Below are 20,582 nucleotides of genomic sequence, written 5' to 3'. Positions count from 1 at the left end.
GGGCGCTCTGGGATGGGGGATGTCCCTCGGTCATTTTTCGGGGTGCCGTGTTGTGGATATTTGCCTTGTCAAGGCGGCACGCATTCTAACTTGTCAAAGCCTTATCCACACCGTCCGCAGGCAGGCGGCGGCAAGACCCACGAGCGCCCTGGTTTGGCGGTTCGCGTTTTTTTTGTGATAATCGCGGGTTTCCCTGAAAACTCTTTGCGTGTTTCGGGGCGCTCTTCGACCCTACACCCCAGAGAATCATGAAACGCACCTACCAAGCCTCCAAAGTCCGCCGCGCCCGCACCCACGGTTTCCTCGTCCGCATGAAGACCCGCGGCGGCCGCGCGGTCATCAACGCGCGCCGTGCCAAGGGCCGCAAGCGCCTGGCCGTCTAAGCGCACCGTACCTCGCGACCCACGCTGGCGGCGACGTTGCAGGACCTGCCGCCGCCCGCAGCCGCTTCGGCGCCGCTGCCTTCGCCGATGCCGACACCCCCGCACCGGCTCAAGACCCGTGCCCAGTTCCAGGCCGTCCTGGCCGGAACCACGGTGGCACGCACTCCCCATTTCGCCCTGCATCGCTGCGCGCTCGACGCGCCTGCCGGTGCCGATCCCTTGTTCGGTCCGGCACCGGGTGCCTGGCTGGGCGCGATGGTTCCCAAGCGCTGGGCCCGGCGGGCGGTGACGCGCAATGCCATCAAGCGACAGATCTACACCGTGGGCGGTGCGCCGGATGCGGCGCTGCCGCAGGCCGCGCACGTGGTTCGCCTGCGCGCCGGCTTCGATCGCAAGGAGTTCGTGAGCGCGACCTCCGACCGGCTCAAGGCCGCCGTGCGCGCCGAACTGCAGCAGCTGCTGCAGCGCGCACGCGCCGGGCGTCCGTGATGCGACGCGTGCTCATCGCCCTGGTCAAGGGCTACCGGCTGCTGCTGAGCCCATGGCTCGGGGCATCCTGTCGCTTCGAGCCGACCTGTTCGGTCTACGCCATCGAAGCCCTGGAACGTCATGGCGCGATCGCCGGCACCGGCCTGACCTGCTGGCGCATCGTGCGTTGCCAGCCCTGGTGCCGGGGCGGCCACGACCCCGTGCCCGGGCGCCGGACCCGCCCGCCGGGTGGATCGCTGTTCACGTCCCTTCTCTCCTCCTCCGACGTCTCCTCAGACAAGAAGTCTTCTTCATGAACGATATACGCCGCACCATCCTGCTGGTGATCTTTGGTTTCTCGCTGGTGATGCTGTGGGACCAATGGCAGGTCCACAACGGCAACAAGCCCACCTTCCTGCCTTCGTCGAAGCCGGTGCAGACGCAGACCGCCGCCGGCACCCCCACGACGTCGACGGGCACCGGATCGACCGGCGCGGTGCCGGGTGCCGCCGCGATGCCCGGCAATCCGATGGCACTGCCGACCCAGACGGCGCCCGCGCCGGCCGGCGAGAAGGTGCGCGTCAAGACCGACGTGTTCAACGCCGTCATCGACAGCCAGGGCGGCACCCTGTCGGAACTGCAGTTGAGCCAGTACCTCGACGAATTCCACAGCGGTGGTTTCCTCGACACCTTCCACAACATGACCGGCCAGACCCCGGTGACGCCGACGTCCCGGCCCGTGACGCTGATGGACGACAGTTCGTCGACCACGCGCTACGTCGCCCAGACCGGCCTCATCAACGTCGTGGACAGCGGCGAGCGTTTCCCCAACCACCTGACGCCGATGACCCCGGTGGCCGGCCCGCGCGAGATGGCCGAGGGCCAGAACACGCTGGAGGTGGGCTTCGAGTCGCAGCCCGTGGGCGGCCTGAAGTACGTCAAGACCTACGTGTTCACCCGCGGCGACTACGCGATCCGCGTGCGTCACCAGGTCGTCAACGTGAGTGCCCAGCCGCTCGACGCCCAGCTCTATCTGCAGTTCGTGCGCCACGGCACGGTGCCCAGCAGCACCATGTTCGGCACCAACACATTCACCGGACCGGCGCTCTACACCGACGAGAAGAAATTCCACAAGGTCGCGTTCGCCGACATCACCAAGAACAAGGCCGAACTGCCGGCCCCGGCCAACAACGGCTGGGTCGCGATGGTGCAGCACTACTTCGTGTCGGCCTGGCTGCTCAACGTGCCCGGCAGCGATGCGCTGCGGCGCGAGTTCCGCGTCGCCGACCTGGGCAACAACCTGTTCTCCGTGGCCATGGTGGTGCCGCTGGCCAAGCTCGCGCCCGGGGCGAGCCAGAGCGTCGAGAGCAGCCTCTACGCCGGTCCCGAGGAGGAGAAGAAGCTCGAAGCCCTCGCGCCCGGCCTGGAACTGGTCAAGGACTACGGCATCTTCACGATCATCTCCAAGCCCCTCTACTGGCTGCTCAACCAGCTCCACGGCATCCTGGGCAACTGGGGCTGGTCGATCGTCGCCTTGGTGGTGCTGCTCAAGGCGGCCTTCTACTGGCTCAACGCCAAGGCCTACGCCAGCATGGCCAAGATGAAGGCCATCAACCCGAAGATCATGGAGATGCGCACGCGTCTGAAGGACAAGCCACAGGAGATGCAGCAGGAGATGATGCGCATCTACAAGGACGAGAAGGTCAACCCGATGGGTGGCTGCTTCCCGATCGTGATCCAGATCCCGGTGTTCATCGCGCTCTACTGGGTGCTGCTGTCGTCGGTCGAGATGCGCCACGCGCCGTGGATCGGCTGGATCCGCGACCTCTCGGCGCCCGATCCGTGGTTCATCCTGCCGATCGTCATGACCGCGACCTCGCTGTTCCAGACCTGGCTGAACCCGACCCCGCCGGACCCGATGCAGGCCAAGCTGATGTGGATCATGCCGCTCGCCTTCAGCGTGATGTTCATCTTCTTCCCCGCCGGCCTGGTGCTCTACTGGATCACCAACAACGTGCTGTCCATCGCGCAGCAGTGGTTCATCAACAAGCGCCTGGGCGTGCTCGGGAAGTAGGCCGGCCGCCAACAACGTCGTCGACGGGCCGGCGCGGTCTGCGCGCCGCGCGGTCGATGTCCCCGCCAAGGGCCGCGCGAGCGGCCCTTTTCGTTGCCGGCGCCGCGGCGCCTCCCATTGAAGGAACAGACCCATGCTCGCTCGCCACGCCGATCCCATCGTCGCCATCGCCACGGCGCCCGGCCGTGGGGCCGTGGGCATCGTGCGGGTCTCCGGGCGCGCGCTGGGGCCGCTGATCGACGCGCTGTGCGGCCGCCCGCTCAAGGCGCGCGAAGCCACCTACCTCGCCTTCCGCGACGCGGCCGGCACGCCGATCGACCATGGCCTGGCCCTCCACTTTCCCGCGCCCCACTCCTTCACCGGCGAGGACGTGCTGGAACTGCAGGCGCACGGCGGTCCGGTCGTGCTGCAGCTGCTGGTCGCGCGGTGCCTGGAAGCGGCCGCGGAGGCCGTCGATGCGCAGGTTCCGGGTGCGCACCGGCTGCCCGGCCTGCGCGTGGCCGAGCCGGGCGAGTTCAGCCGGCGCGCCTTCATGAACGGCAAGATCGACCTCGCCCAGGCCGAAGCCATCGCCGACCTGATCGACGCGAGCACCGAGGCCGCCGCGCGCAGCGCCAGCCGTTCGCTCGCCGGTGCCTTCTCGCAGGAGATCCACGACCTGCGCGAGGCGCTCATCCACCTGCGCATGCTGGTCGAGGCCACGCTCGACTTTCCCGAAGAGGACATCGACTTCCTGCGGCAGGCCGACGCGGCCGGCCAGCTCGCGGCGCTCGCCACGCGGCTCGACGGCGTGCGCGCGCGCGCGCGCCAGGGCGCCCTGCTGCGCGAGGGCATCCGCGTGGTGATCGCCGGCCAGCCCAATGCGGGCAAGAGCTCGCTGCTCAACGCGCTGGCCGGCGCCGAACTCGCCATCGTCAGCACGGTGGCCGGCACCACGCGCGACGTGGTGTCCCAGACCATCCAGATCCAGGGCGTGCCGCTGCACGTCGCCGACACCGCCGGCCTGCGCGAGAGCGCCGACGAGATCGAGCGCATCGGCGTCGAGCGCGCCTGGCGCCAGATCGGCGACGCCGACGCGGTGCTGTTCCTGCACGACCTCACGCGCATCGCCGAGCCGACCTGGCGCGCCGCGGACGCCGACATCGCCGGCCGGCTGCCCGGGGGCGTGCCCGTGCTCGACGTCTGGAACAAGCTCGACGCGGCGCCGGACGCCACGGCCATCGTCGCGAATGCCGCGGATCCGAGGACGATCGCCGGCACGGCCCCGGCTTCGGCGGTCGCCTCGACCGGCATCGCGATCTCGGCGAAGACCGGCCAGGGCATCGACACCCTGCGCCAGCGCCTGCTCGAACTCGCCGGTTGGCAGGCCATGCCCGAGGGCCTCTACCTCGCGCGCGAGCGGCACGTGCACGCGCTCGGCCGCGTGGCGACGCACCTGGACATCGCCACCGGCGTGCTGGCGGCGCGCCAGCCCGCGCTCGACCTGCTGGCCGAGGAACTGCGCCTGGCGCAGAACGCGCTCAACGAGATCACGGGCGAGTTCGGCGCCGACGAACTGCTCGGCGTGATCTTCTCGCGCTTCTGCATCGGCAAGTAACCCCGGGCGAGGCGCGTGCGCACGGGTGCGCCGCGTCGACGCCCGCGGGCACTGGCATGGGCACGGGCGTCAGCCCTTCTGCAGGCGCTCGATCGCCACGGCCAGCGCCTCCGGCCGGCCCGAGAGGACCAGCGTGTCGCCGTCGTCCAGCGTCGCCGCGTCGTCCGGCGGCGCGGCCGTGCCGTCGCGGCGGCGCAGGCCCGCCACCCGCACGTCGAGCTTCGGCAGCGCCAGGGCGCCGAGCGTCTGGCCGATGGCGCGCGCGCCGGCGGTGAGCGTGAAGCTGTTGAGGCGCTGGTGGTCGCGCTCGTCGGCCGTGTCGTCGTCGGCACCGTGGAAATAGCCGCGCAGCAGGTTGTAGCGCGCGTCGCGCTGGTCCTGCACGACGCGGATCACGCGCCGCATGGGCACGCCGACCAGCGCCAGGGCATGGCTGGCCAGCATCAGCGAGCCCTCGATGGCCTCCGGCACGACCTCGGTCGCGCCGGCGGCCTGCAACTGCTCCAGGTCGCGGTCGTCCTGGGTGCGCACGATCACCGGCACCTGCGGCGCGTGCGAGCGCGTGTGGGCCAGCACCTTCAGCGCGCCGGGCACGTCGAGGTAGGTCACCACCACCGCGCTGGCGCGCGCCACGCCGGCGGCCATGAGCGCCTGCAGGCGCGCGGCGTCGCCGAAGACCACCGAGTCGCCCGCCGCGGCGGCCTGCCGCACGCGGTCGGGGTCGAGGTCGAGCGCCATGTACGGAATGCCCTCGCGCTCCAGGATGCGCGCGAGGTTCTGGCCGCAGCGCCCGTAGCCGCAGATGATCACGTGCTGCGAGGTGTTGATGGTCTTGCGCGCGATGCTCGTCATCTGCAGCGACTGCTGCATCCAGTCGCTCGCGACCAGCTTGCGCACGATCGCGTTGCTGTACATGACGATGAAGGGCGTCGCCAGCATCGACAGCACCATCGAGGCGAGCACCGGATTGGCCAGCCAGGGCGGCAGCAGGCCGCGGTCCTGCGCCAGCGCCAGCAGCACGAAGCCGAACTCGCCGGCCTGCGCCAGGTACAGCCCGGTGCGCAGCGACACGCCCGCCGTCGCGCCAAGCCCGCGCGCGAGCAGCGTCACCAGCAGCAGCTTGAAGGCCAGCGGCAGCGCCAGCAGCACGGCCACCAGCAGCCAGCGCTCGATGACGATGTGCCAGTCGAGCGACATGCCGATGGTGATGAAGAACAGGCCCAGCAGCACGTCGTGGAAGGGCCGGATGTCGGTCTCCACCTGGTGCTTGTATTCGGTCTCCGACACCAGCATGCCGGCGATGAAGGCGCCCAGCGCCAGGCTGAGCCCGGCGAGTTCGGTCAGCCACGCCAGGCCCAGCGTGACCAGCAGCAGGTTGAGCATGAACAGCTCCTCGCTGCGCCGCCGCGCCACCAGCGTGAGCCACCAGCGCATCACGCGCGGGCCGCCGTAGAGCAGCACGCCCACCAGGAAGACGGCCTTCGCGAGCGCGACCGACAGCGCCTTGAGCAGCGCCTCCGGCGGGGCGCCCAGCGCCGGGATCAGCACCAGCAGCGGCACCACCGCCAGGTCCTGGAACAGCAGCACGCCCATCACGCGGCGACCGTGCTCGCTCTCGAGCTCCAGGCGCTCGGCCATCAGCTTGACGACGATGGCGGTGCTGCTCATGGTGAGCGCGCCCGAGAGCGCCAGCGCGGTCTGCCAGCCGAGGTTCCAGGCCGGCGGCAGGTGCGTGGCGACCAGCAGCGCCCCCGCCGTCGCCAGGCCCATGGTCAGCAGCACCTGCAGCAGTCCCAGCCCGAAGACGTGGCGGCGCATCGCGCGCAGCTTGGGCAGGCTGAATTCCAGCCCGATCACGAACATCAGGAACACCACGCCGAATTCACCCAGGTGGCGGATGCCCTCGGTGTTCTGCGCCAGCGCCAGCGCGTGGGGCCCGATCAGGATGCCGGCCGACAGATAGCCGAGCATCGGCGGCAGGCGCAGGAAGCGGCACGCCACCACGCCGATCACCGCGGCGAGCAGGTAGAGCAGCGTGAGGTCGAGGGAGGACATCGCCCGATGCTACGGCCTGGGCACCCCTAGAATCTTTCGATGACTTCCCGCCCCGTTCCGGCCACCGCGCCGCCCGATCCCGAGACCCTGCTCGCCCGCGCGCGGGCGACCTTCGACATCGAGGCGGACGCCGTGCGGGGTCTGAAGTCGCGCATCGGCGCGGGCTTCGTCGAGGCGGTGGGCCGCATCCTCGCGGTGCGCGGCCGGGTGGTCGTGATGGGCATGGGCAAGAGCGGCCACGTCGGGCGCAAGATCGCCGCCACCCTGGCCTCGACCGGCACGCCGGCGATGTTCGTCCACCCGGCCGAGGCCAGCCACGGCGACCTCGGCATGATCCAGGCGGTCGACTTGGTGATCGCCATCTCCAACAGCGGCGAGAGCAACGAGCTCGCCGCCATCCTGCCGGTGGTCAAGCGCCAGGGCGTGCCGCTGATCGCCATCACCGGCGGCGCCGATTCCATGCTCGCGCGCCACGCCGACGTCGTGCTCGACAGCGGCGTCGAGAAGGAAGCCTGCCCGCTCAACCTCGCCCCGACCGCCAGCACCACCGCGCAGATGGCCATGGGCGACGCGCTGGCCGTCGCGCTGCTGGACGCGCGCGGCTTCGGCGCCGAGGATTTCGCGCGCTCGCATCCCGGCGGCGCCCTCGGGCGCAAGCTGCTCACGCTGGTGGGCGACCTCATGCGCACGGGCGACGAGGTGCCGCGCATCGCCCCCGGCGCCACCTTCAGCGTCCTGATGCGCGAGATGAGCGCCAAGGGCCTGGGCGCCGCGGCCGTCGTCTCGGACGAGGGCCGGGCGCTGGGCATCTTCACCGACGGCGACCTGCGCCGGCTGGTGGAAACCGGCGCCGACCTGCGCGCGCTGACCGCCGCCGAGGTCATGCACCGCGACCCGCGCACCGTGCGCGCCGACGCGCTGGGGGTGGAGGCGGCCGAACTCATGGAGCAGCACCGCGTCAACAGCCTGCTGGTGGTGGATGCCGACGGCCGTCTGGCCGGCGCGCTGACCATCAACGACCTGATGCGCGCGAAGGTCATCTGATGCCCGCGATCTCCTTTCCTCCCGAGACCCTGCTCGTCGCGCAGGACGTGCGCATCGCCTTCTTCGACATCGACGGCGTCCTCACCGACGGGGGCGTGTTCTTCAGCGAGCACGGCGAGACGCTCAAGCGCTTCAGCATCCTCGACGGCTACGGCCTGAAGCTGCTGCGAACAGCCGGCATCGTGCCGGCGGTGATCACCGGGCGCGACTCCAAGCCGCTGCGCGTGCGCCTCGCCGCCCTGGGCATCGAGCACGTGCGCTACGGCACCGAGGACAAGCTGCCCGCGGCCGAGGCCATGCTGGCGCAACTGGGCTTCGGCTGGGGCGAGGCGGCCGCCATCGGCGACGACTGGCCCGACCTGCCGGTGCTGGGCCGCGTCGCCTTCGCCGCCGCGCCGGCCAACGCGCACGCCGAGGTGCGCGCCATCGCGCACCACGTGACCACCGCGCGCGGCGGCGAAGGCGCGGCGCGCGAGTTCTGCGACCTGCTGCTGACCGCCGGCGGCCACTACCGGCGACTGCTCGACGCGGCGCGCGGCCCGGTCGCATGAAACCGCGCCGACCGATCGGCAAGGTGGCGCGGGACGCGCTCGACCGCGGCACGCTCTACCTGCCGGTCATCCTGACCGCCTGCCTCGCGCTGGGCACCTACTGGTTGGCGCGCAACGCCCCCAAGCTGCTCGAACCCACCGTCGCGCGTCCCGTCACGCACGAGCCCGACTACTTCATGCGCGACTTCGTCGTGAAGAATTTCCTGCCGACCGGTGAACTGCGCAGCGAGCTGTTCGGCAAGGAAGGCCGGCACTATCCCGACAACGACACGCTGGAGGTCGACCAGATGCGCATGCGCTCGGTGTCGCCGCTGGGCCTGGTCACCCGCGCCACGGCCGACCGCAGCCTGTCCAACGGCGACGGCAGCGAGATCCAGCTCTTCGGCAACGCCATCGTCGTGCGCGACGCCGCCACCGGACCGAGCGGCCAGGCGTTGCCACGCCTGGAGTTCCGGGGTGAATTCCTGCACGCCTTCGTCAACACCGAACGCGTGCGATCGCACAAGCCGGTCACGCTCATCCGTGGCGCCGACCGCTTCACCTCCGACACGATGGATTACGACAACCTCAGCGGCGTCGCGAACCTGCAGGGCCGCGTGCAGGGTGTCCTCATGCCGTCTCCGGCCGCGCTGGCCGCGGCACGGCGCTGACATGCCGGGCGCCGCTCCGCTGGTCTTCATCACGGGTGCGTCCAGCGGCATCGGCCAGGCGTTGGCGCGGCGCTACCACGACGCGGGCTGGCGGCTCGCGCTGACGGCGCGGCGCACCGGCGAGATCGAGGCCTGGGCGACGGCTCAGGGCATCGTCGATTGCGGCATCTACGGCGCGGACGTGGCCGACGTCGACGCCATCGTCGCGGCCGGCGCCACCTGCATCGCGCGCCAGGGCGTGCCCGACGTCGTGATCGCCAACGCCGGCATCAGCATCGGCGTCGACACCGCCGAGCGCGGCGACATCGATGTCTTCGCGCGCGTCCTGGCCGTCAACAACACCGGCCTGATCGCGACCTTCCACCCGTTCGTGGCGGCCATGACGGCACGCGGCAGCGGGCGGCTGGTGGGCATCGGCAGCGTGGCCGCCATCCGCGGGTTGCCCGGTCATGGCGCCTACTGCGCCAGCAAGGCCGCGGTGGTCGCCTATTGCGAGAGCCTGCGTGGCGAGCTGCGTGGCTCGGGGGTGCGGGTCGTGACGATCTGCCCGGGCTACATTGACACCCCGCTCACGCGCCGCAACCGCTACGCCATGCCTTTCCTGATGCCGGTGGACGCCTTCGCCGAGCAGGCCTTCCGCACGATCGAGGCCGGCGCGAGCTACCGCGTCATTCCCTGGCAGATGGGCGTGGTCGCCCGTTTGATGCGCGGGCTGCCGAACGCCGTGTTCGATCGCTTGGCACAGGGTCGCGGCCGAAAGCGACGCCTGGGGGAGTGAGTCGAGAAAAAGGCTCCCGGAGGCGCCTCGCGGGCCGCCGATCCCGGTGCCACCGGAACGCGGCCGGATCGACGGAAAGATCAGTAGCCGCCGCCGCCGTTGCCGCCGTAACCGCCGCCGCCGCCGCCATTTCCGCCACCGCTGCGACCGCCGCCACGGGGACCGGAGCCGTAGGGGCTGCGGAAACCGCCGTCGCCACCACCGCCGCCACCGCCGCGACCGCCGTACCCACCACCGCCGCCGCCGCCATAGCCACCACCGCCACCGCCGCCGCTGCGGCCACCGCCGCCGTAGCCGCCGCCGCCGCTGTTGCCGCCGCCATAACCACCGCCGCCGCTGCCACCGCCGCCGTAACCTCCCCCACCACCGCTGCCGCCGTATCCGCCGCCGCCGCCGCCATAGCCACCGCCGCCACCGCTGCGCGGCGGACGTGCTTCCATCGGCCGCGCCTCGTTGACCACCACGCTGCGGCCGCCGAGTGGCTGGCCGTTCATGCCGCCGATGGCGGCCTGCGCCTCGGCATCGCTGCCCATCTCGACGAAGCCGAAGCCCTTGGAGCGACCGGTGTCGCGTTCCATCATGACCTTGGCGCTGGTGACCGAGCCGAATTGACCGAAGGCCTGTTCGAGGTCGCCATCGCGCACCGAATACGGCAGGTTGCCGACGTACAGTTTGTTGCCCATCGAGGGACTCCTATAAACATCAATAAAAGCGATGGAGTCCCGAAAGCACAATGACGGCGGATCCGCCGGGCTGCGCGAAACTGTCCAATCACCGAGTTGACTCCCGGAAATTTGAAGGGAGGCTCGTGAATTATGGGTGAAACGATGCGCGCATGGGGATGAAATCATCGTGGCGGTGGGCGCCGTCGAAAAAATCCGCCCGGGCGCGCTCGCGGGGCGTGGCGGTAAGCGGGCGATATACTGCCCCGGCGCCGATTTGCTTCAGCTTGCGGGCGCTCTACAAATCCAGCTAAAGACGTCTCCGCTCAACCCGGCTCGTTTCTTTGGCGAGGCCGGGTTTTTTTCATTGGTGCCCGGCCGACCTTCGATCCACCCACCATCGCCGTCGCCGCCCGTGTCTTCCTTCGAGGTCGTTTCCCAGTCGATGTCCTTCGCCGGTCCGCTGGCCCTGCGCAGCGGCGCGGCGCTGCGCGACTACGTGCTGGCCTACGAGACCTACGGCACGCTCGACGCCGACGGCGCCAACGCGGTGCTGGTGTGCCATGCGCTCAATGCCTCCCACCACCTGGCCGGTGTCTACGCGGGCCAGCCGAAGTCCGAGGGTTGGTGGGACAACATGATCGGGCCGGGCAAGCCGCTGGACACCGACCGCTTCTTCGTCATCGGCGTGAACAACCTGGGCTCGTGCTTCGGCTCGACCGGACCCATGCACGTCGATCCGGCGACCGGCCGCGTCTATGGCGCCGACTTCCCCGTCGTCACCGTGGAGGACTGGGTCGACGCCCAGGCCGGTCTGCTCGATGCACTGGGCATCCGCACGCTGGCCGCCGTCATGGGCGGCAGCCTGGGCGGCATGCAGGCGCTGTCGTGGACGCTGCAGTACCCGCAGCGCGTGCGCCATGCCGTCGTGGTGGCGAGCGCACCCAATCTCACGGCCGAGAACATCGCCTTCAACGAGGTCGCGCGGCGCGCCATCGTGACCGACCCGGACTTCCACGGCGGCCACTTCTACGCGCACGGCGTGGTGCCCAAGCGCGGCCTGCGCATCGCCCGCATGATCGGCCACATCACCTACCTGAGCGACGACGTCATGAACGAGAAGTTCGGCCGCGAGCTGCGCGGCGCCGTCGAGGGCGAGATCGTGGGTGGGGGCTACCGCTACTCGACGCAGGACGTGGAGTTCCAGATCGAGAGCTACCTGCGCCACCAGGGCGACAAGTTCAGCGAGTACTTCGATGCCAACACCTACCTCCTGATCACCCGTGCGCTGGACTATTTCGACCCCGCGCTGGCCTACGGCGGCAGCCTCGCGGCCGCCTTCGCGCGTGCCACCGCGCAGTTCCTGCTGGTGAGCTTCACCACCGACTGGCGCTTCTCGCCGGCGCGCAGCCGGGAGATCGCGAAGGCGCTGGTCGACAACCGGCGCCGCGTCAGCTATGCCGAGATCGACGCACCGCACGGCCACGACGCCTTCCTGCTCGACGACGTGCGCTACCTGGGCGTGGTGCGCTCCTACTTCGAGCGCGTGGCCCTGGAACTCGACGCGGGAGCCAGACGATGAGCGATGCCGGCCTCCAGCGCCTCGTCGCCCGTCTGGTGCCCGAGGGCGCGCGCGTGCTCGACCTGGGCTGCGGCGACGGCGCCCTGCTCGACCTGCTGCAGCGCGAGCGCGGCTGCACCGGCTACGGCGTGGAGATCGCCGACGGCAACGTGCTGCAGTGCGTGCGCCGCGGCGTCGACGTGCTGCAGCTCAACCTCGACGAGGGCCTGGCGATGTTCGACGACGCCTCGTTCGACGTCGTGCTGCAGATCGACACGCTCCAGCACCTGCGCAATGCCGAGGTCATGTTGCGCGAGACCGCGCGCGTCGGTCGCCTGGGCATCGTCGCCTTTCCCAACTTCGCGCACTGGCCCAATCGCCTGAGCGTCGCGCGCGGGCGCATGCCCGTGACGCGGCGCCTGCCCTACGAGTGGTACGACACGCCCAACATCCGCGTGGGCACCTTCAAGGATTTCGAGGCGCTGGCGCACAAGAACCGACTGCGCGTGCTCGATGCCTTCGGCGTGCAGCAGGGTCGCGAGGTGCGTTGGCTGCCCAACGCGCGCGCGGGCACGGCGGTCTTCAGGCTGGAGCGGGGCTGACGTCGTGGCGTGGACGCTGGCCGGTGCCGTCCACAGCGAGCTCGTCATCCGCAGGAGCCGCTTCGTCGGCTGCGTGCAACCCGTGGCCGACCGTGCCGTGGCGCTCATGGTCGTCGAGGGCCTGCGTCGCGCGCATCCCGGCGCCGCGCACGTGTGCTGGGCCCTGATGGCCGGGGGCCAGTCGGCCGCCAACGACGACGGCGAGCCCGGCGGCACCGCCGGCCGGCCGATGCTGGAGGTGCTGCGCCACCAGGACCTCGAAGGCGTGCTGGCCACCGTGGTGCGCTACTTCGGGGGCGTGAAGCTGGGCGCCGGCGGGCTGGTGCGGGCCTATACCGACGCCGTGGCGCAGGCCCTGTTGGGCGCCGACAAGCGACCGCTGCGCCGCCTGCGGTCGCTCGCCTGCGCCGTGCCCTATGCGCTCGAAGGCTCGCTGCGGCGCGAGCTCGCCGCCGCCGGGGCCCTGCTGCTGACGGTGGAGCATGGCTCGCTGGTGCGCCTGGCGTTCGACATCGAGGACACCGCCGCCGAGGCGCTGCGCGCGCGCATCGACGACGCCACGCAGGGCCGGGCCGGCTGGGTCGACTGAAGGCCGCCGGCCGGCCCGTCCCAGGCCGCTATCGCGGACCGGGCGACGCGCCGTCCGGCCCGCCTCCGGCGTCAGCGCGGCGGCAGGGCGGCGCCGCAGCGCCGGCAGAACCGCGCGTCGGCCGCGTGCGCCCCGCTGCCGCAGGCGGCGCATGCGACGGCGCCGGACGCTTCCGTGCGGTCCGGCGTCGCGGCCGTGCCGGATGGCGCCTCGCCGACACCGCCGGCCTCCCGCCCGTGCCTGACCATCTCGGCCGACACGATGCCCGTCGGCACCGCCAGCACGCCCCAGCCCAGCAGCATCATGGCCGAGGCGATCGCGCGGCCGAGGCCGGTCTTGGGCACCAGGTCGCCGAAGCCGACCGTGGTCATGGTCGAGACCGCCCAGTACACCGCCACCGGGATGCTGGTGAAGCCGTGCTCCGGCCCTTCCACGACGTACATCAGCGTGCCCATCACCAGCACCACCATCATCACGAAGCCGACGAAGACCATGATCTTGCGCCGGCTCGCCGCCAGCGCCGTGGCCAGCGTGCGGTATTCCTGGGCATAGCGCGACATCTTGAAGATGCGGAACACCCGCAGCAGCCGCAGGATCCGCACGTCGATCAGCACCGCCAGGCCCGGCACCAGGATGGCGATGAAGGTCGGCAGCAGCGCCAGCAGGTCGATCACGCCGTAGAAGCTGCGCGCATAGCGCCACGGGCGGCGCAGGCAGGCCAGGCGCGCCACGTACTCGATGGTGAAGACGAGCGTGAAGCCCCACTCCATGACGCCGAAGACCGGGCCCCAGCGCACGTGGATGGCCTGCACGCTGTCGAGCACCACCACCGCCACGCTCAGCAGGATGACCGCGATCAGCGACAGGTCGAAGGCGCGCCCGGCGCGCGTCTCCGACTCGAAGATCACCGCGTAGAGGGCCAGCCGCCAGCCGCCCGAGGGCTTGCCGAAGCGCTCCTCGACGCGGGTCACGTCCTCCACGGCGGGGTGGGAGCCGGAAGCGGGATCGGCGGGCGGCGATAAGAGCATGGCGGATTCGGACGGGCGGGTCCGCGGGAGTGGCGCTGCACATTCTCGGGTGCGCGGACATCGCCGGCCCTTGGCGGGCCCGACGATGCGGCCGAAAGACCGGGATGCTCCGAAAAGGCGATCCCGCCGGCGGCGTCCCGACCGATTTGGTTACGAATTTCTGCCTGGCCGGTTGCCGGGCAACGCCGGGCGTTCATACCATAGGCGTTTTTCAGAGGAGCAATCTCTTGGCTTCACAGTCCCCCTTCTTCGGCAAGCGCGAACGCGAACCCGACAACTTCAACTCCTCCCGTCCCGCGCCCCTGGTGGGCGGCGGCAGCGGCCTCGGTGCGACGTCGGTGCAACCCTCCGCTTCCCCTCTCTCGAGCGGTGGCGCCACGGCCGCGGCGACCACGCCCGCGCCCAAGGAAGGCAGCAAGCTCACGGTCGGACCGAACATCAAGCTCAAGGGCGTGGAGATCACCGATTGCGACACGCTCGTGGTCGAGGGACTGGTCGAGGCGACGATGGACTCGCGCGTGATCCAGATCTCCGAACAGGGCGAATTCAAGGGCTCGGCCCACATCGACATCGCCGAGATCCGCGGCGTGTTCGACGGCAACCTGATCGTGCGCGACAAGCTCGTGATCCACGCCACCGGCCGCGTGACCGGCAAGATCCGCTACGGCAAGATCGTGATCGAGGAAGGCGGCCAGCTCTCCGGCGAGATCTCCTTCGGCACGTCCGAAGGCCGCAAGCCTTCGCTGCAGGCCGCCTGAACCGGCGCCACCCGGGCCTCCGGGCGCCGGCTTCGAACAAGCACCCGCGATCCGGGTGCTTTTTCTTTGGGGCGCAGAATGAAACGCACCCCATGCACCCCTCTCCGCGGAGAACCTCCCCATGAACGCTCCACTGCACCGCGAAATGCCCGCCGGCCTGCTCGACGCCGGCCGCGCCCTGTCCGATGTCACCGCCCGGTGGGACGGCGACATCGTGCGCCAGATCACCGACTACATCGCCATCCCCGCCAAGTCGCCCGGCTTCGACAAGGACTGGGCCACCCACGGCCACATCGACACCGTGCTGCGCAACGCCGCGGCCTGGGTCGAGGCGCAGAAGGTCGAGGGGCTGACGCTGGAAGTCGTCCGGCTCGAGGGCCGCACGCCGGTCCTGTTCTTCGAGATCGCCGCCACCGGCACGCCGATGACCGACACGGTGCTGATGTACGGCCACCTCGACAAGCAGCCCGAGTTCACCGGCTGGCGCTCCGACCTCGGTCCCTGGACGCCGAAGTACGAGGACGGCAAGCTCTACGGCCGCGGCGGCGCCGACGACGGCTATGCGGTCTACGCCAGCATCGCCGCCGTGCAGGCCCTCAAGGCCCAGGGCGCGGCGCACCCGCGCATCGTCGGCCTGATCGAGACCTGCGAGGAAAGCGGCTCCTACGACCTGCTGCCCTACGTGAACGCCCTGCGCGACCGTCTGGGCGAGGTCGGCCTGGTGATCTGCCTGGATTCGGGCGCCGGCAACTACGACCAGCTCTGGCTGACGACCTCGCTGCGCGGCATGGCCGGCGGTTTGCTCAAGGTCGAGGTGCTGACCGAGGGCGTGCATTCGGGCGACGCGTCGGGCCTGGTGCCGTCGAGCTTTCGCATCATGCGACAGGTGCTCGACCGCCTGGAGGACAGCGCCACCGGCCGCCTGCTGCCCGCGAGCTTCCATTGCGAGGTGCCCCCCGACCGCCTGGCGCAGGCCCGGGTCACGGCCGCGATCCTCGGCGACGAGATCCACAAGCGCTTTCCCTGGGCGCACTACGACTGCGAGGGGTCGACCGCCTTCACCCTGCCCACCACCACCGACCCGGTCGAGGGACTGCTCAACCGCACCTGGAAGCCGACGCTGTCGGTGACCGGCGCCGACGGTTTCCCGGCCCTGAAGGACGCCGGCAACGTGCTGCGCCCCTACACCGCGTTCAAGCTGTCCCTGCGCCTGCCGCCGCTGGTCGATGCCGGCCAGGCGGTCCAGGAACTTAAGACGCTGCTGGAGGACAACGCGCCCTACCGGGCCAAGGTGACCTTCGAGGGCGGTGGCGGCGCCACCGGCTGGAACGCGCCGACGATCACGCCATGGTTCGAACGCGCGCTGGACGCCGCGTCGCTCGCGCACTTCGGCGCGCCCTGCGGCTACATCGGCCAGGGCGGCACGATCCCGCTGATGAACATGCTCAGCGAAGGCTTCCCCAAGGCGCAGATGATGGTGTGCGGCGTGCTGGGCCCGAAGAGCAACGCCCACGGTCCCAACGAGTTCCTGCACGTGCCGTACGCGAAGAAGCTGACGGCCGCCGTGGCCGAGGTGATCGCAGCCCTGCCGGCGGCACATCGCGCCGGGCAGCAGACGCCCGCTTCGGCCTGAGGGCGAAGCGCGTCCGGCCGCCTGCGGCTCAGCGCTTCTGCAGCAGCGCGCTGAGCGAGGCGAGCAGTTCGCTCTCGGAAGTCGGCGTACCCTGGGCCGGCGCGCCCGCTGCCGCCTCGGTCGGCTCGTCGCCACGACCGAAGCCGCCGAAACCGCCCGATCCGCCGAGCTCGCTCAGGTCGCCCAGGCCGTTCGCCGGCATCTGGCCGTTCGGCGTGAGGCGGTCGATCAGCATCGGCAGCAGCGAAGCGAGCAGCGGCAGCAGGGTGGCGGCGCTCATGCCCAGCTTCTGGCCCAGGCCCGACACCACGTCGCCGCCGAGCACGTTGCCGAGCTGGCCCTCGGAGACCGGCCGGTTGTCGCCCTTGCCGATCCACGAGCCGATCACGTCGCCCATGCCGGCACGCTCGAACTTCGAGACCAGCCCGCCCAGTCCGCCCTGGCCGCCGTCGTTGGCCAGCAGGCTGCCCAAGATGGCGCCGAGTCCGCCGCCCGCCCCGCCCAGGCCCGCCAGTCCCCCGAGGCCGCCCAGCCCGCCCGGACCACCGCCCGGGTGACCCGCCTCCCCCGGTCCTGCCGACGCGCCCTGACCGCCGCCGAGCACCTGACCGAGTACCGAATCGAGCAATCCCATGATGTGTTCCTTCCCTTCGAGGTGGCGATCCGTGGATCGAGATGCGGCCGCGCGATGCCCGGCCGGTCCTCATTGTCCGACGCGGCGGTGTTTCCCGTGCGACGGCTTTGCAACCGGACGCGCGCGCGCGTAAGCAATCACGGCGTCCTGGGCGCACGCCGGGTCAGCAGCGGCTCGCTCGTGCCCTCGACGCCCACGAGCGCCAGCACCGCCAGCAGCGAACGCTGCGCGCCGAGCCAGGCGCCGTCGAGCTCGATCCATTCGCCGGTGGTGTGGAAGCCGCCGGTGCGTCCTCCGCTGCCCAGCACCACCGCCGGGATGCCCAGCGACATCGGCACGTTGGCGTCGGTGCTCGCGGCCTGCAGCACGCTGCGCAGGCCGTACGCGGTGTTGGCGCGCACGGCGGCCTCCACCACGGGCGCGTCGGCGGGCGTGCGACCGCCCGGACGGTCGCCGATCAGCCGCACCGAGGCGGTCAGCGTGTCGACGCCCCAGCGCCGGTTCTCCGCCGCGACGGCCGCCTTCACGGCGCCCAGCACCCGGCGCTCGGCCTGGTCGAGCACCGCCGCGTCGTCCGAGCGGATGTCGACCGCCATGCGGGCCTCGGCGGCGATGGCGTTGACCGCGCTGCCGCCCGAGGCCGTGCCGACGGTGAACGTGGTGCGCGGATAGGTCGGCGTGCGGATGTCGGCGATGCGCGCGATGGCGCGTCCCATGCCGTGCACCGCGCTGGGCACCCGTCCGAAGGCGCTGGAACTGTGGCCGCCGGGACCCTCGAAGACGGCCTCGTGACGCCGGCTGGCGGTGCCGGCGACGACCACGTGCTGGTCGGGCGCGGGCTCGAGTCCGACCAAGCCGTCGATGTCGCGGTGGGTGGCGAAGAGGTGCTTCATGCCGCGCAGGTTGCCCAACTCCTCCTCGCCCACGCTGCCCACGAACAGCAGGTCGCCCACCGTGCGCAGTCGCCGCTCCTCCAGCACCTTGAGCCACGACAGCAGCACCGCCAGGCCACGCGCGTCGTCGGAGATGCCCGGTGCGTAGAGCCGGTCGCCACGCGCCTTCACGCGCACGTCGGTGCCGGCCGGGAAGACCGTGTCCAGGTGCGCCGTGACCACCAGCCGGGGCACCTCGTGGCCCGTGGCCGTGGGCCGGCCCCGGCGCAGGCCGACGACGTTGCCCTCAGCGTCGATGTAGGCGTCGGGCAGGCCGAGCGCCTTCAGGCGCGCCAGGAAGGCGGCGGCCCGGGCCTGCTCGCCGAAGGGCGGCGCCTCGATCTCGGTCAGGCGGCGCAGGTCGTCGATGGAGCGCGCGTGGTCGGCGGCGACGGCGTCGAGCACCGCCTGCACCGCCGGCGCCGCCAGCAGCCGCACGTAGGTGCGCTCGACCTGCGGGCTGACCGGCCACGGCGACGACCCCAGGCCGGCGCCCTGCGCCTGCGCCATGCGCATCGCGCCCACGAGGCACAGGCCGGCGAGACCGGCCAGCACCGCCGGGGCGCGGCGGCGGCACCTCATGCGGGCGGCGCCCCCGCCAGCGCCACGAGCGCCGCGAGGGCGGCGGTCTCGGCGCGCAGGACGCGCGGGCCGAGCGTGACGGGCGCGAAACCCGCCCGCAGCGCCTGCTGCTCCTCGGCCGCGCTCAGGCCCCCCTCGGGGCCGCTGAGGACGCGCCAGGCGCCGGGCGCCCCGGGCGCGTCCGGGCCGGCGTCGCCGGCCGCGATGCCGGCGATGTCGCGCGTGCCCGCCGCCAGACTCAGCACCAGGCGCCGCGCCGCCGCGTCGTCGTCGGGCCGCGCGATCCAGTCGCCGAAGCCGACGACCGGATGGATCACCGGCACGCGGTTGCGCCCGCACTGCTCGCAGGCCGCGATGGCGATCGCTTCCCAGTGCGCGCGCTTCTTGTCGGCGCGCTCGCCGGCCAGCCGCAGCACGCCGTGGGCGCTCATCAGCGGCTGGATGCTGGCCACGCCCAGTTCGGTCGCCTTCTCGACGAGCCAGTCCATGCGCTCGTTGGCCGGCATGCCGGCGGCCAGGTGCACCGCGCGCGGGGCTTCGCGCTCGACGCGATCGTGCGCGCCGATGCGCACCGCCACCTCGCTGCGGCCCATGCGCTCGATGACGGCGGCGTACTCGCCGCCCGCGCCGTCGAACACGGTGATGGCGTCGCCCGGCTGCAGCCGCAGCACCTGGACGTGGCGCGCGGCGCCGGCCGGCAGCAGCAGCTCGGTGGCGGGATGCAGCGCGGTGGCGCAGTGGAAACGCGGCACGCCGTCAGACCCGGCCGTAGGCGAAGCCCGAGCGCGCCTGCGTGCCCTCCACCTCGTCGATCACCCGCAGCAGCGGCGTGAGTTCCATGTAGCGGCTCGCGGTGGCGCGGATGTAGGCGATGAAGCGTGGCGCGTCCGCCAGGTACTTCGGCTTGCCGTCGCGCAGGGTCAGGCGCGCGAAGATGCCCGCGACCTTCAGATGGCGCTGCAGGCCCATCCACTCGACGGTGCGGTAGAAGGTGCCGAAGTCGGCGTCGACCGGCAGTCCCGCCTTGCGCGCGGCCTGCCAGTAGCGCACCGTCACGTCGATCACGAAGTCCTCCTCCCAGGTGAGGAAGGCGTCGCGCATCAGGCTGGCGATGTCGTAGGTGATCGGGCCGTGGACGGCGTCCTGGAAGTCCAGCACGCCCAGGCGGTCGCGCGCCGCGCCGGGCGCGTCGGGCAGCATCAGGTTGCGCGGCATGAAGTCGCGGTGGACGTAGACGGCGGGCACCGACAGGTTGTTCTCCACGATCAGCCGGAAGCTGCGTTCCAGCCGCTCCTGCAGCCGGCCCTCGATCGCCACGCCGCGATGCCGCCCGATGTACCACTCGGGAAAGAGCGCGAGCTCGCGCTCGAGCAGCGCGCGGTCGCAGGGCGGCAGCACGCCGGGTCTGGACGCCAGCTGCCAGCGGATCAGCTCGTCGATCGCGGCCTCGTAGAGCGGCAGCGCCGCCGCGGAGTCGGCCGGATCGATGGCGTCGAGCATCGTGCGCCGGCCCAGGTCGTCGAGCAGCAGGAAGCCGTGCTCGCGATCCCAGTCGAGCACCTGCGGCGCGCGCACGTTGGCATCGTGCAGGAGTTGCGCGATGCGCACGAAGGGCTCGCTGTCCTCCTGCGCCGGCGGGGCGTCCATCACGATGCGGGTCGGCGCGGCGGCGGTGGCGTCGACGCGGAAATAGCGGCGGAAGCTGGCATCGGCCGAGGCCAGGCGGACCGTGCCGGGGACGAGGTCGTGGGCCGGCGCGACACGCGCCAGCCAGGCAGCGAAGGCGGCTTCGCGCGCCGGGTCGGCCCAGGTCACGAGGGTGGCCGGGGCGACGGCATCGGTGGGGGAAACGGCGGCGGCCCGTGCGATGGCGGCGCCGCCGGAGGGCGTGGGCGGGGATGCGGTCATGGATAATCGATTCTACAAATCCGCCGCGCGCGGATGCCGCGCAGCCCACCGCCCGCCGCAGCGGCCGGTGTTCCCCTCCCGCCGATCCGTGAC

Annotated in this window: 21 protein-coding genes; 14 read left to right on the top strand and 7 right to left on the bottom strand. The window is 71.4% G+C overall.

Features of this window, described 5'->3' with window-relative positions:
* The first annotated feature begins 248 nt into the window (after window positions 1–248).
* The 5 genes from rpmH to mnmE all read left to right on the top strand — a co-directional run bounded on the left by rpmH (window position 249) and on the right by mnmE (window position 4,522).
* The gene (gene rpmH / locus NF681_18895) at window positions 249–383 is read left to right on the top strand and encodes a 50S ribosomal protein L34 (protein UST54298.1); all 135 of its coding nucleotides are present in this window, start codon (window positions 249–251) and stop codon (window positions 381–383) included.
* Between the two features lie 87 nt (window positions 384–470).
* Complete coding sequence (locus tag NF681_18890) at window positions 471–872, top strand: ribonuclease P protein component (protein UST54297.1); 402 nt, start codon at window positions 471–473, stop codon at window positions 870–872.
* On the top strand, window positions 872–1,168 hold the full coding sequence (gene yidD, locus NF681_18885) for a membrane protein insertion efficiency factor YidD (protein ID UST54296.1): 297 nt from the start codon (window positions 872–874) through the stop codon (window positions 1,166–1,168). The genes NF681_18890 and yidD overlap by 1 nt, the downstream gene beginning before the upstream one ends.
* A complete protein-coding gene (yidC, locus tag NF681_18880) occupies window positions 1,165–2,925 on the top strand; it encodes a membrane protein insertase YidC (protein UST54295.1) in 1,761 nt (586 codons plus the stop codon). Before yidD ends, yidC begins: the two co-directional genes overlap by 4 nt.
* Before the next feature lie 133 nt (window positions 2,926–3,058).
* The gene (gene mnmE, locus NF681_18875) at window positions 3,059–4,522 is read left to right on the top strand and encodes a tRNA uridine-5-carboxymethylaminomethyl(34) synthesis GTPase MnmE (GenBank protein UST54294.1); all 1,464 of its coding nucleotides are present in this window, start codon (window positions 3,059–3,061) and stop codon (window positions 4,520–4,522) included.
* Between the two features lie 69 nt (window positions 4,523–4,591).
* Here mnmE and NF681_18870 read toward each other — a convergent pair whose 3' ends face one another.
* Complete coding sequence (locus NF681_18870; GenBank protein UST54293.1) at window positions 4,592–6,577, bottom strand: cation:proton antiporter; 1,986 nt, start codon at window positions 6,575–6,577, stop codon at window positions 4,592–4,594.
* Window positions 6,578–6,616: 39 nt separating this feature from the next.
* Between NF681_18870 and NF681_18865 the strand changes: the two genes are divergently transcribed.
* Genes NF681_18865 through NF681_18850 form a run of 4 tightly spaced genes read left to right on the top strand, consistent with a single transcriptional unit; the run spans window position 6,617 to window position 9,600 of the window.
* On the top strand, window positions 6,617–7,621 hold the full coding sequence (locus tag NF681_18865; protein ID UST54292.1) for a KpsF/GutQ family sugar-phosphate isomerase: 1,005 nt from the start codon (window positions 6,617–6,619) through the stop codon (window positions 7,619–7,621).
* Window positions 7,621–8,172 carry an HAD hydrolase family protein gene (locus tag NF681_18860; GenBank protein UST54291.1) on the top strand — a complete coding sequence of 184 codons (552 nt, stop codon included), beginning with the start codon at window positions 7,621–7,623 and terminating at the stop codon, window positions 8,170–8,172. The genes NF681_18865 and NF681_18860 overlap by 1 nt, the downstream gene beginning before the upstream one ends.
* Window positions 8,169–8,822 (top strand): LPS export ABC transporter periplasmic protein LptC, encoded by a 654-nt coding sequence (gene lptC, locus NF681_18855; GenBank protein ID UST54290.1) that lies wholly within the window; start codon window positions 8,169–8,171, stop codon window positions 8,820–8,822. The genes NF681_18860 and lptC overlap by 4 nt, the downstream gene beginning before the upstream one ends.
* Before the next feature lies 1 nt (window position 8,823).
* A complete protein-coding gene (locus NF681_18850) occupies window positions 8,824–9,600 on the top strand; it encodes an SDR family oxidoreductase (GenBank protein UST54289.1) in 777 nt (258 codons plus the stop codon).
* A gap of 80 nt (window positions 9,601–9,680) precedes the next feature.
* Here the strand turns inward: NF681_18850 and NF681_18845 are convergent, their stop codons facing one another.
* Window positions 9,681–10,283: an RNA-binding protein gene (locus NF681_18845; GenBank protein UST54288.1), complete on the bottom strand. Its 603-nt coding sequence runs from the start codon at window positions 10,281–10,283 to the stop codon at window positions 9,681–9,683.
* 424 nt (window positions 10,284–10,707) lie between these two features.
* Here NF681_18845 and NF681_18840 point away from each other — a divergent pair, with 424 nt between their 5' ends.
* From NF681_18840 to NF681_18830, 3 genes are read left to right on the top strand one after another with little or no spacing between them, the layout of a single operon-like run.
* Window positions 10,708–11,844 carry a homoserine O-acetyltransferase gene (locus tag NF681_18840; GenBank protein ID UST55849.1) on the top strand — a complete coding sequence of 379 codons (1,137 nt, stop codon included), beginning with the start codon at window positions 10,708–10,710 and terminating at the stop codon, window positions 11,842–11,844.
* Window positions 11,841–12,425 (top strand): methionine biosynthesis protein MetW, encoded by a 585-nt coding sequence (gene metW / locus NF681_18835; GenBank protein UST54287.1) that lies wholly within the window; start codon window positions 11,841–11,843, stop codon window positions 12,423–12,425. Before NF681_18840 ends, metW begins: the two co-directional genes overlap by 4 nt.
* Before the next feature lie 4 nt (window positions 12,426–12,429).
* Entirely contained in the window at window positions 12,430–13,014 is a 585-nt protein-coding gene (locus tag NF681_18830) for a YigZ family protein (GenBank protein UST54286.1), read from the top strand.
* Between the two features lie 71 nt (window positions 13,015–13,085).
* On the opposite strand, the gene NF681_18825 is transcribed toward NF681_18830, so the two are convergent.
* Window positions 13,086–14,042 carry an ion transporter gene (locus NF681_18825; protein UST54285.1) on the bottom strand — a complete coding sequence of 319 codons (957 nt, stop codon included), beginning with the start codon at window positions 14,040–14,042 and terminating at the stop codon, window positions 13,086–13,088.
* Between the two features lie 227 nt (window positions 14,043–14,269).
* Here NF681_18825 and NF681_18820 point away from each other — a divergent pair, with 227 nt between their 5' ends.
* Window positions 14,270–14,800, top strand: coding sequence for a polymer-forming cytoskeletal protein (locus tag NF681_18820; protein UST54284.1), 531 nt, complete (start codon window positions 14,270–14,272; stop codon window positions 14,798–14,800).
* Window positions 14,801–14,921: 121 nt separating this feature from the next.
* On the top strand, window positions 14,922–16,433 hold the full coding sequence (locus NF681_18815; GenBank protein UST54283.1) for a M20 family metallopeptidase: 1,512 nt from the start codon (window positions 14,922–14,924) through the stop codon (window positions 16,431–16,433).
* Between the two features lie 28 nt (window positions 16,434–16,461).
* On the opposite strand, the gene NF681_18810 is transcribed toward NF681_18815, so the two are convergent.
* The 4 genes from NF681_18810 to NF681_18795 all read right to left on the bottom strand — a co-directional run bounded on the left by NF681_18810 (window position 16,462) and on the right by NF681_18795 (window position 20,489).
* The gene (locus NF681_18810; protein UST54282.1) at window positions 16,462–17,067 is read right to left on the bottom strand and encodes a YidB family protein; all 606 of its coding nucleotides are present in this window, start codon (window positions 17,065–17,067) and stop codon (window positions 16,462–16,464) included.
* Between the two features lie 137 nt (window positions 17,068–17,204).
* Window positions 17,205–18,515 (bottom strand): M20/M25/M40 family metallo-hydrolase, encoded by a 1,311-nt coding sequence (locus tag NF681_18805; protein ID UST55848.1) that lies wholly within the window; start codon window positions 18,513–18,515, stop codon window positions 17,205–17,207.
* Between the two features lie 62 nt (window positions 18,516–18,577).
* A complete protein-coding gene (locus NF681_18800) occupies window positions 18,578–19,333 on the bottom strand; it encodes a 16S rRNA (uracil(1498)-N(3))-methyltransferase (GenBank protein UST54281.1) in 756 nt (251 codons plus the stop codon).
* 4 nt (window positions 19,334–19,337) lie between these two features.
* Window positions 19,338–20,489 (bottom strand): phosphotransferase, encoded by a 1,152-nt coding sequence (locus NF681_18795; GenBank protein UST54280.1) that lies wholly within the window; start codon window positions 20,487–20,489, stop codon window positions 19,338–19,340.
* Window positions 20,490–20,582: the final 93 nt, after the last annotated feature.

The sequence above is a fragment of the Comamonadaceae bacterium OTU4NAUVB1 genome, from assembly GCA_024372625.1.
In the GTDB taxonomy this organism is placed as follows: Bacteria; Pseudomonadota; Gammaproteobacteria; order Burkholderiales; family Burkholderiaceae_C; genus Variovorax.
This window is presented reverse-complemented; position numbering and strand designations above follow the sequence as displayed.

Excerpts from the sequence above, each read along its gene's own strand:
- lptC (UST54290.1), top strand. The coding sequence starts at position 8,169 with ATGAAACCGCGCCGACCGATCGGCAAGGTGGCGCGGGACGCGCTCGAC.
- NF681_18850 (UST54289.1), top strand. The coding sequence starts at position 8,824 with ATGCCGGGCGCCGCTCCGCTGGTCTTCATCACGGGTGCGTCCAGCGGC.
- NF681_18810 (UST54282.1), bottom strand. The coding sequence starts at position 17,067 with ATGGGATTGCTCGATTCGGTACTCGGTCAGGTGCTCGGCGGCGGTCAG.
- NF681_18860 (UST54291.1), top strand. The coding sequence starts at position 7,621 with ATGCCCGCGATCTCCTTTCCTCCCGAGACCCTGCTCGTCGCGCAGGAC.
- yidD (UST54296.1), top strand. The coding sequence starts at position 872 with ATGCGACGCGTGCTCATCGCCCTGGTCAAGGGCTACCGGCTGCTGCTG.
- NF681_18890 (UST54297.1), top strand. The coding sequence starts at position 471 with ATGCCGACACCCCCGCACCGGCTCAAGACCCGTGCCCAGTTCCAGGCC.
- NF681_18795 (UST54280.1), bottom strand. The coding sequence starts at position 20,489 with ATGACCGCATCCCCGCCCACGCCCTCCGGCGGCGCCGCCATCGCACGG.
- NF681_18870 (UST54293.1), bottom strand. The coding sequence starts at position 6,577 with ATGTCCTCCCTCGACCTCACGCTGCTCTACCTGCTCGCCGCGGTGATC.
- mnmE (UST54294.1), top strand. The coding sequence starts at position 3,059 with ATGCTCGCTCGCCACGCCGATCCCATCGTCGCCATCGCCACGGCGCCC.
- NF681_18805 (UST55848.1), bottom strand. The coding sequence starts at position 18,515 with ATGCGCATGGCGCAGGCGCAGGGCGCCGGCCTGGGGTCGTCGCCGTGG.
- NF681_18865 (UST54292.1), top strand. The coding sequence starts at position 6,617 with ATGACTTCCCGCCCCGTTCCGGCCACCGCGCCGCCCGATCCCGAGACC.
- NF681_18815 (UST54283.1), top strand. The coding sequence starts at position 14,922 with ATGAACGCTCCACTGCACCGCGAAATGCCCGCCGGCCTGCTCGACGCC.
- NF681_18840 (UST55849.1), top strand. The coding sequence starts at position 10,708 with ATGTCCTTCGCCGGTCCGCTGGCCCTGCGCAGCGGCGCGGCGCTGCGC.
- yidC (UST54295.1), top strand. The coding sequence starts at position 1,165 with ATGAACGATATACGCCGCACCATCCTGCTGGTGATCTTTGGTTTCTCG.
- rpmH (UST54298.1), top strand. The coding sequence starts at position 249 with ATGAAACGCACCTACCAAGCCTCCAAAGTCCGCCGCGCCCGCACCCAC.
- NF681_18845 (UST54288.1), bottom strand. The coding sequence starts at position 10,283 with ATGGGCAACAAACTGTACGTCGGCAACCTGCCGTATTCGGTGCGCGAT.
- metW (UST54287.1), top strand. The coding sequence starts at position 11,841 with ATGAGCGATGCCGGCCTCCAGCGCCTCGTCGCCCGTCTGGTGCCCGAG.
- NF681_18825 (UST54285.1), bottom strand. The coding sequence starts at position 14,042 with ATGCTCTTATCGCCGCCCGCCGATCCCGCTTCCGGCTCCCACCCCGCC.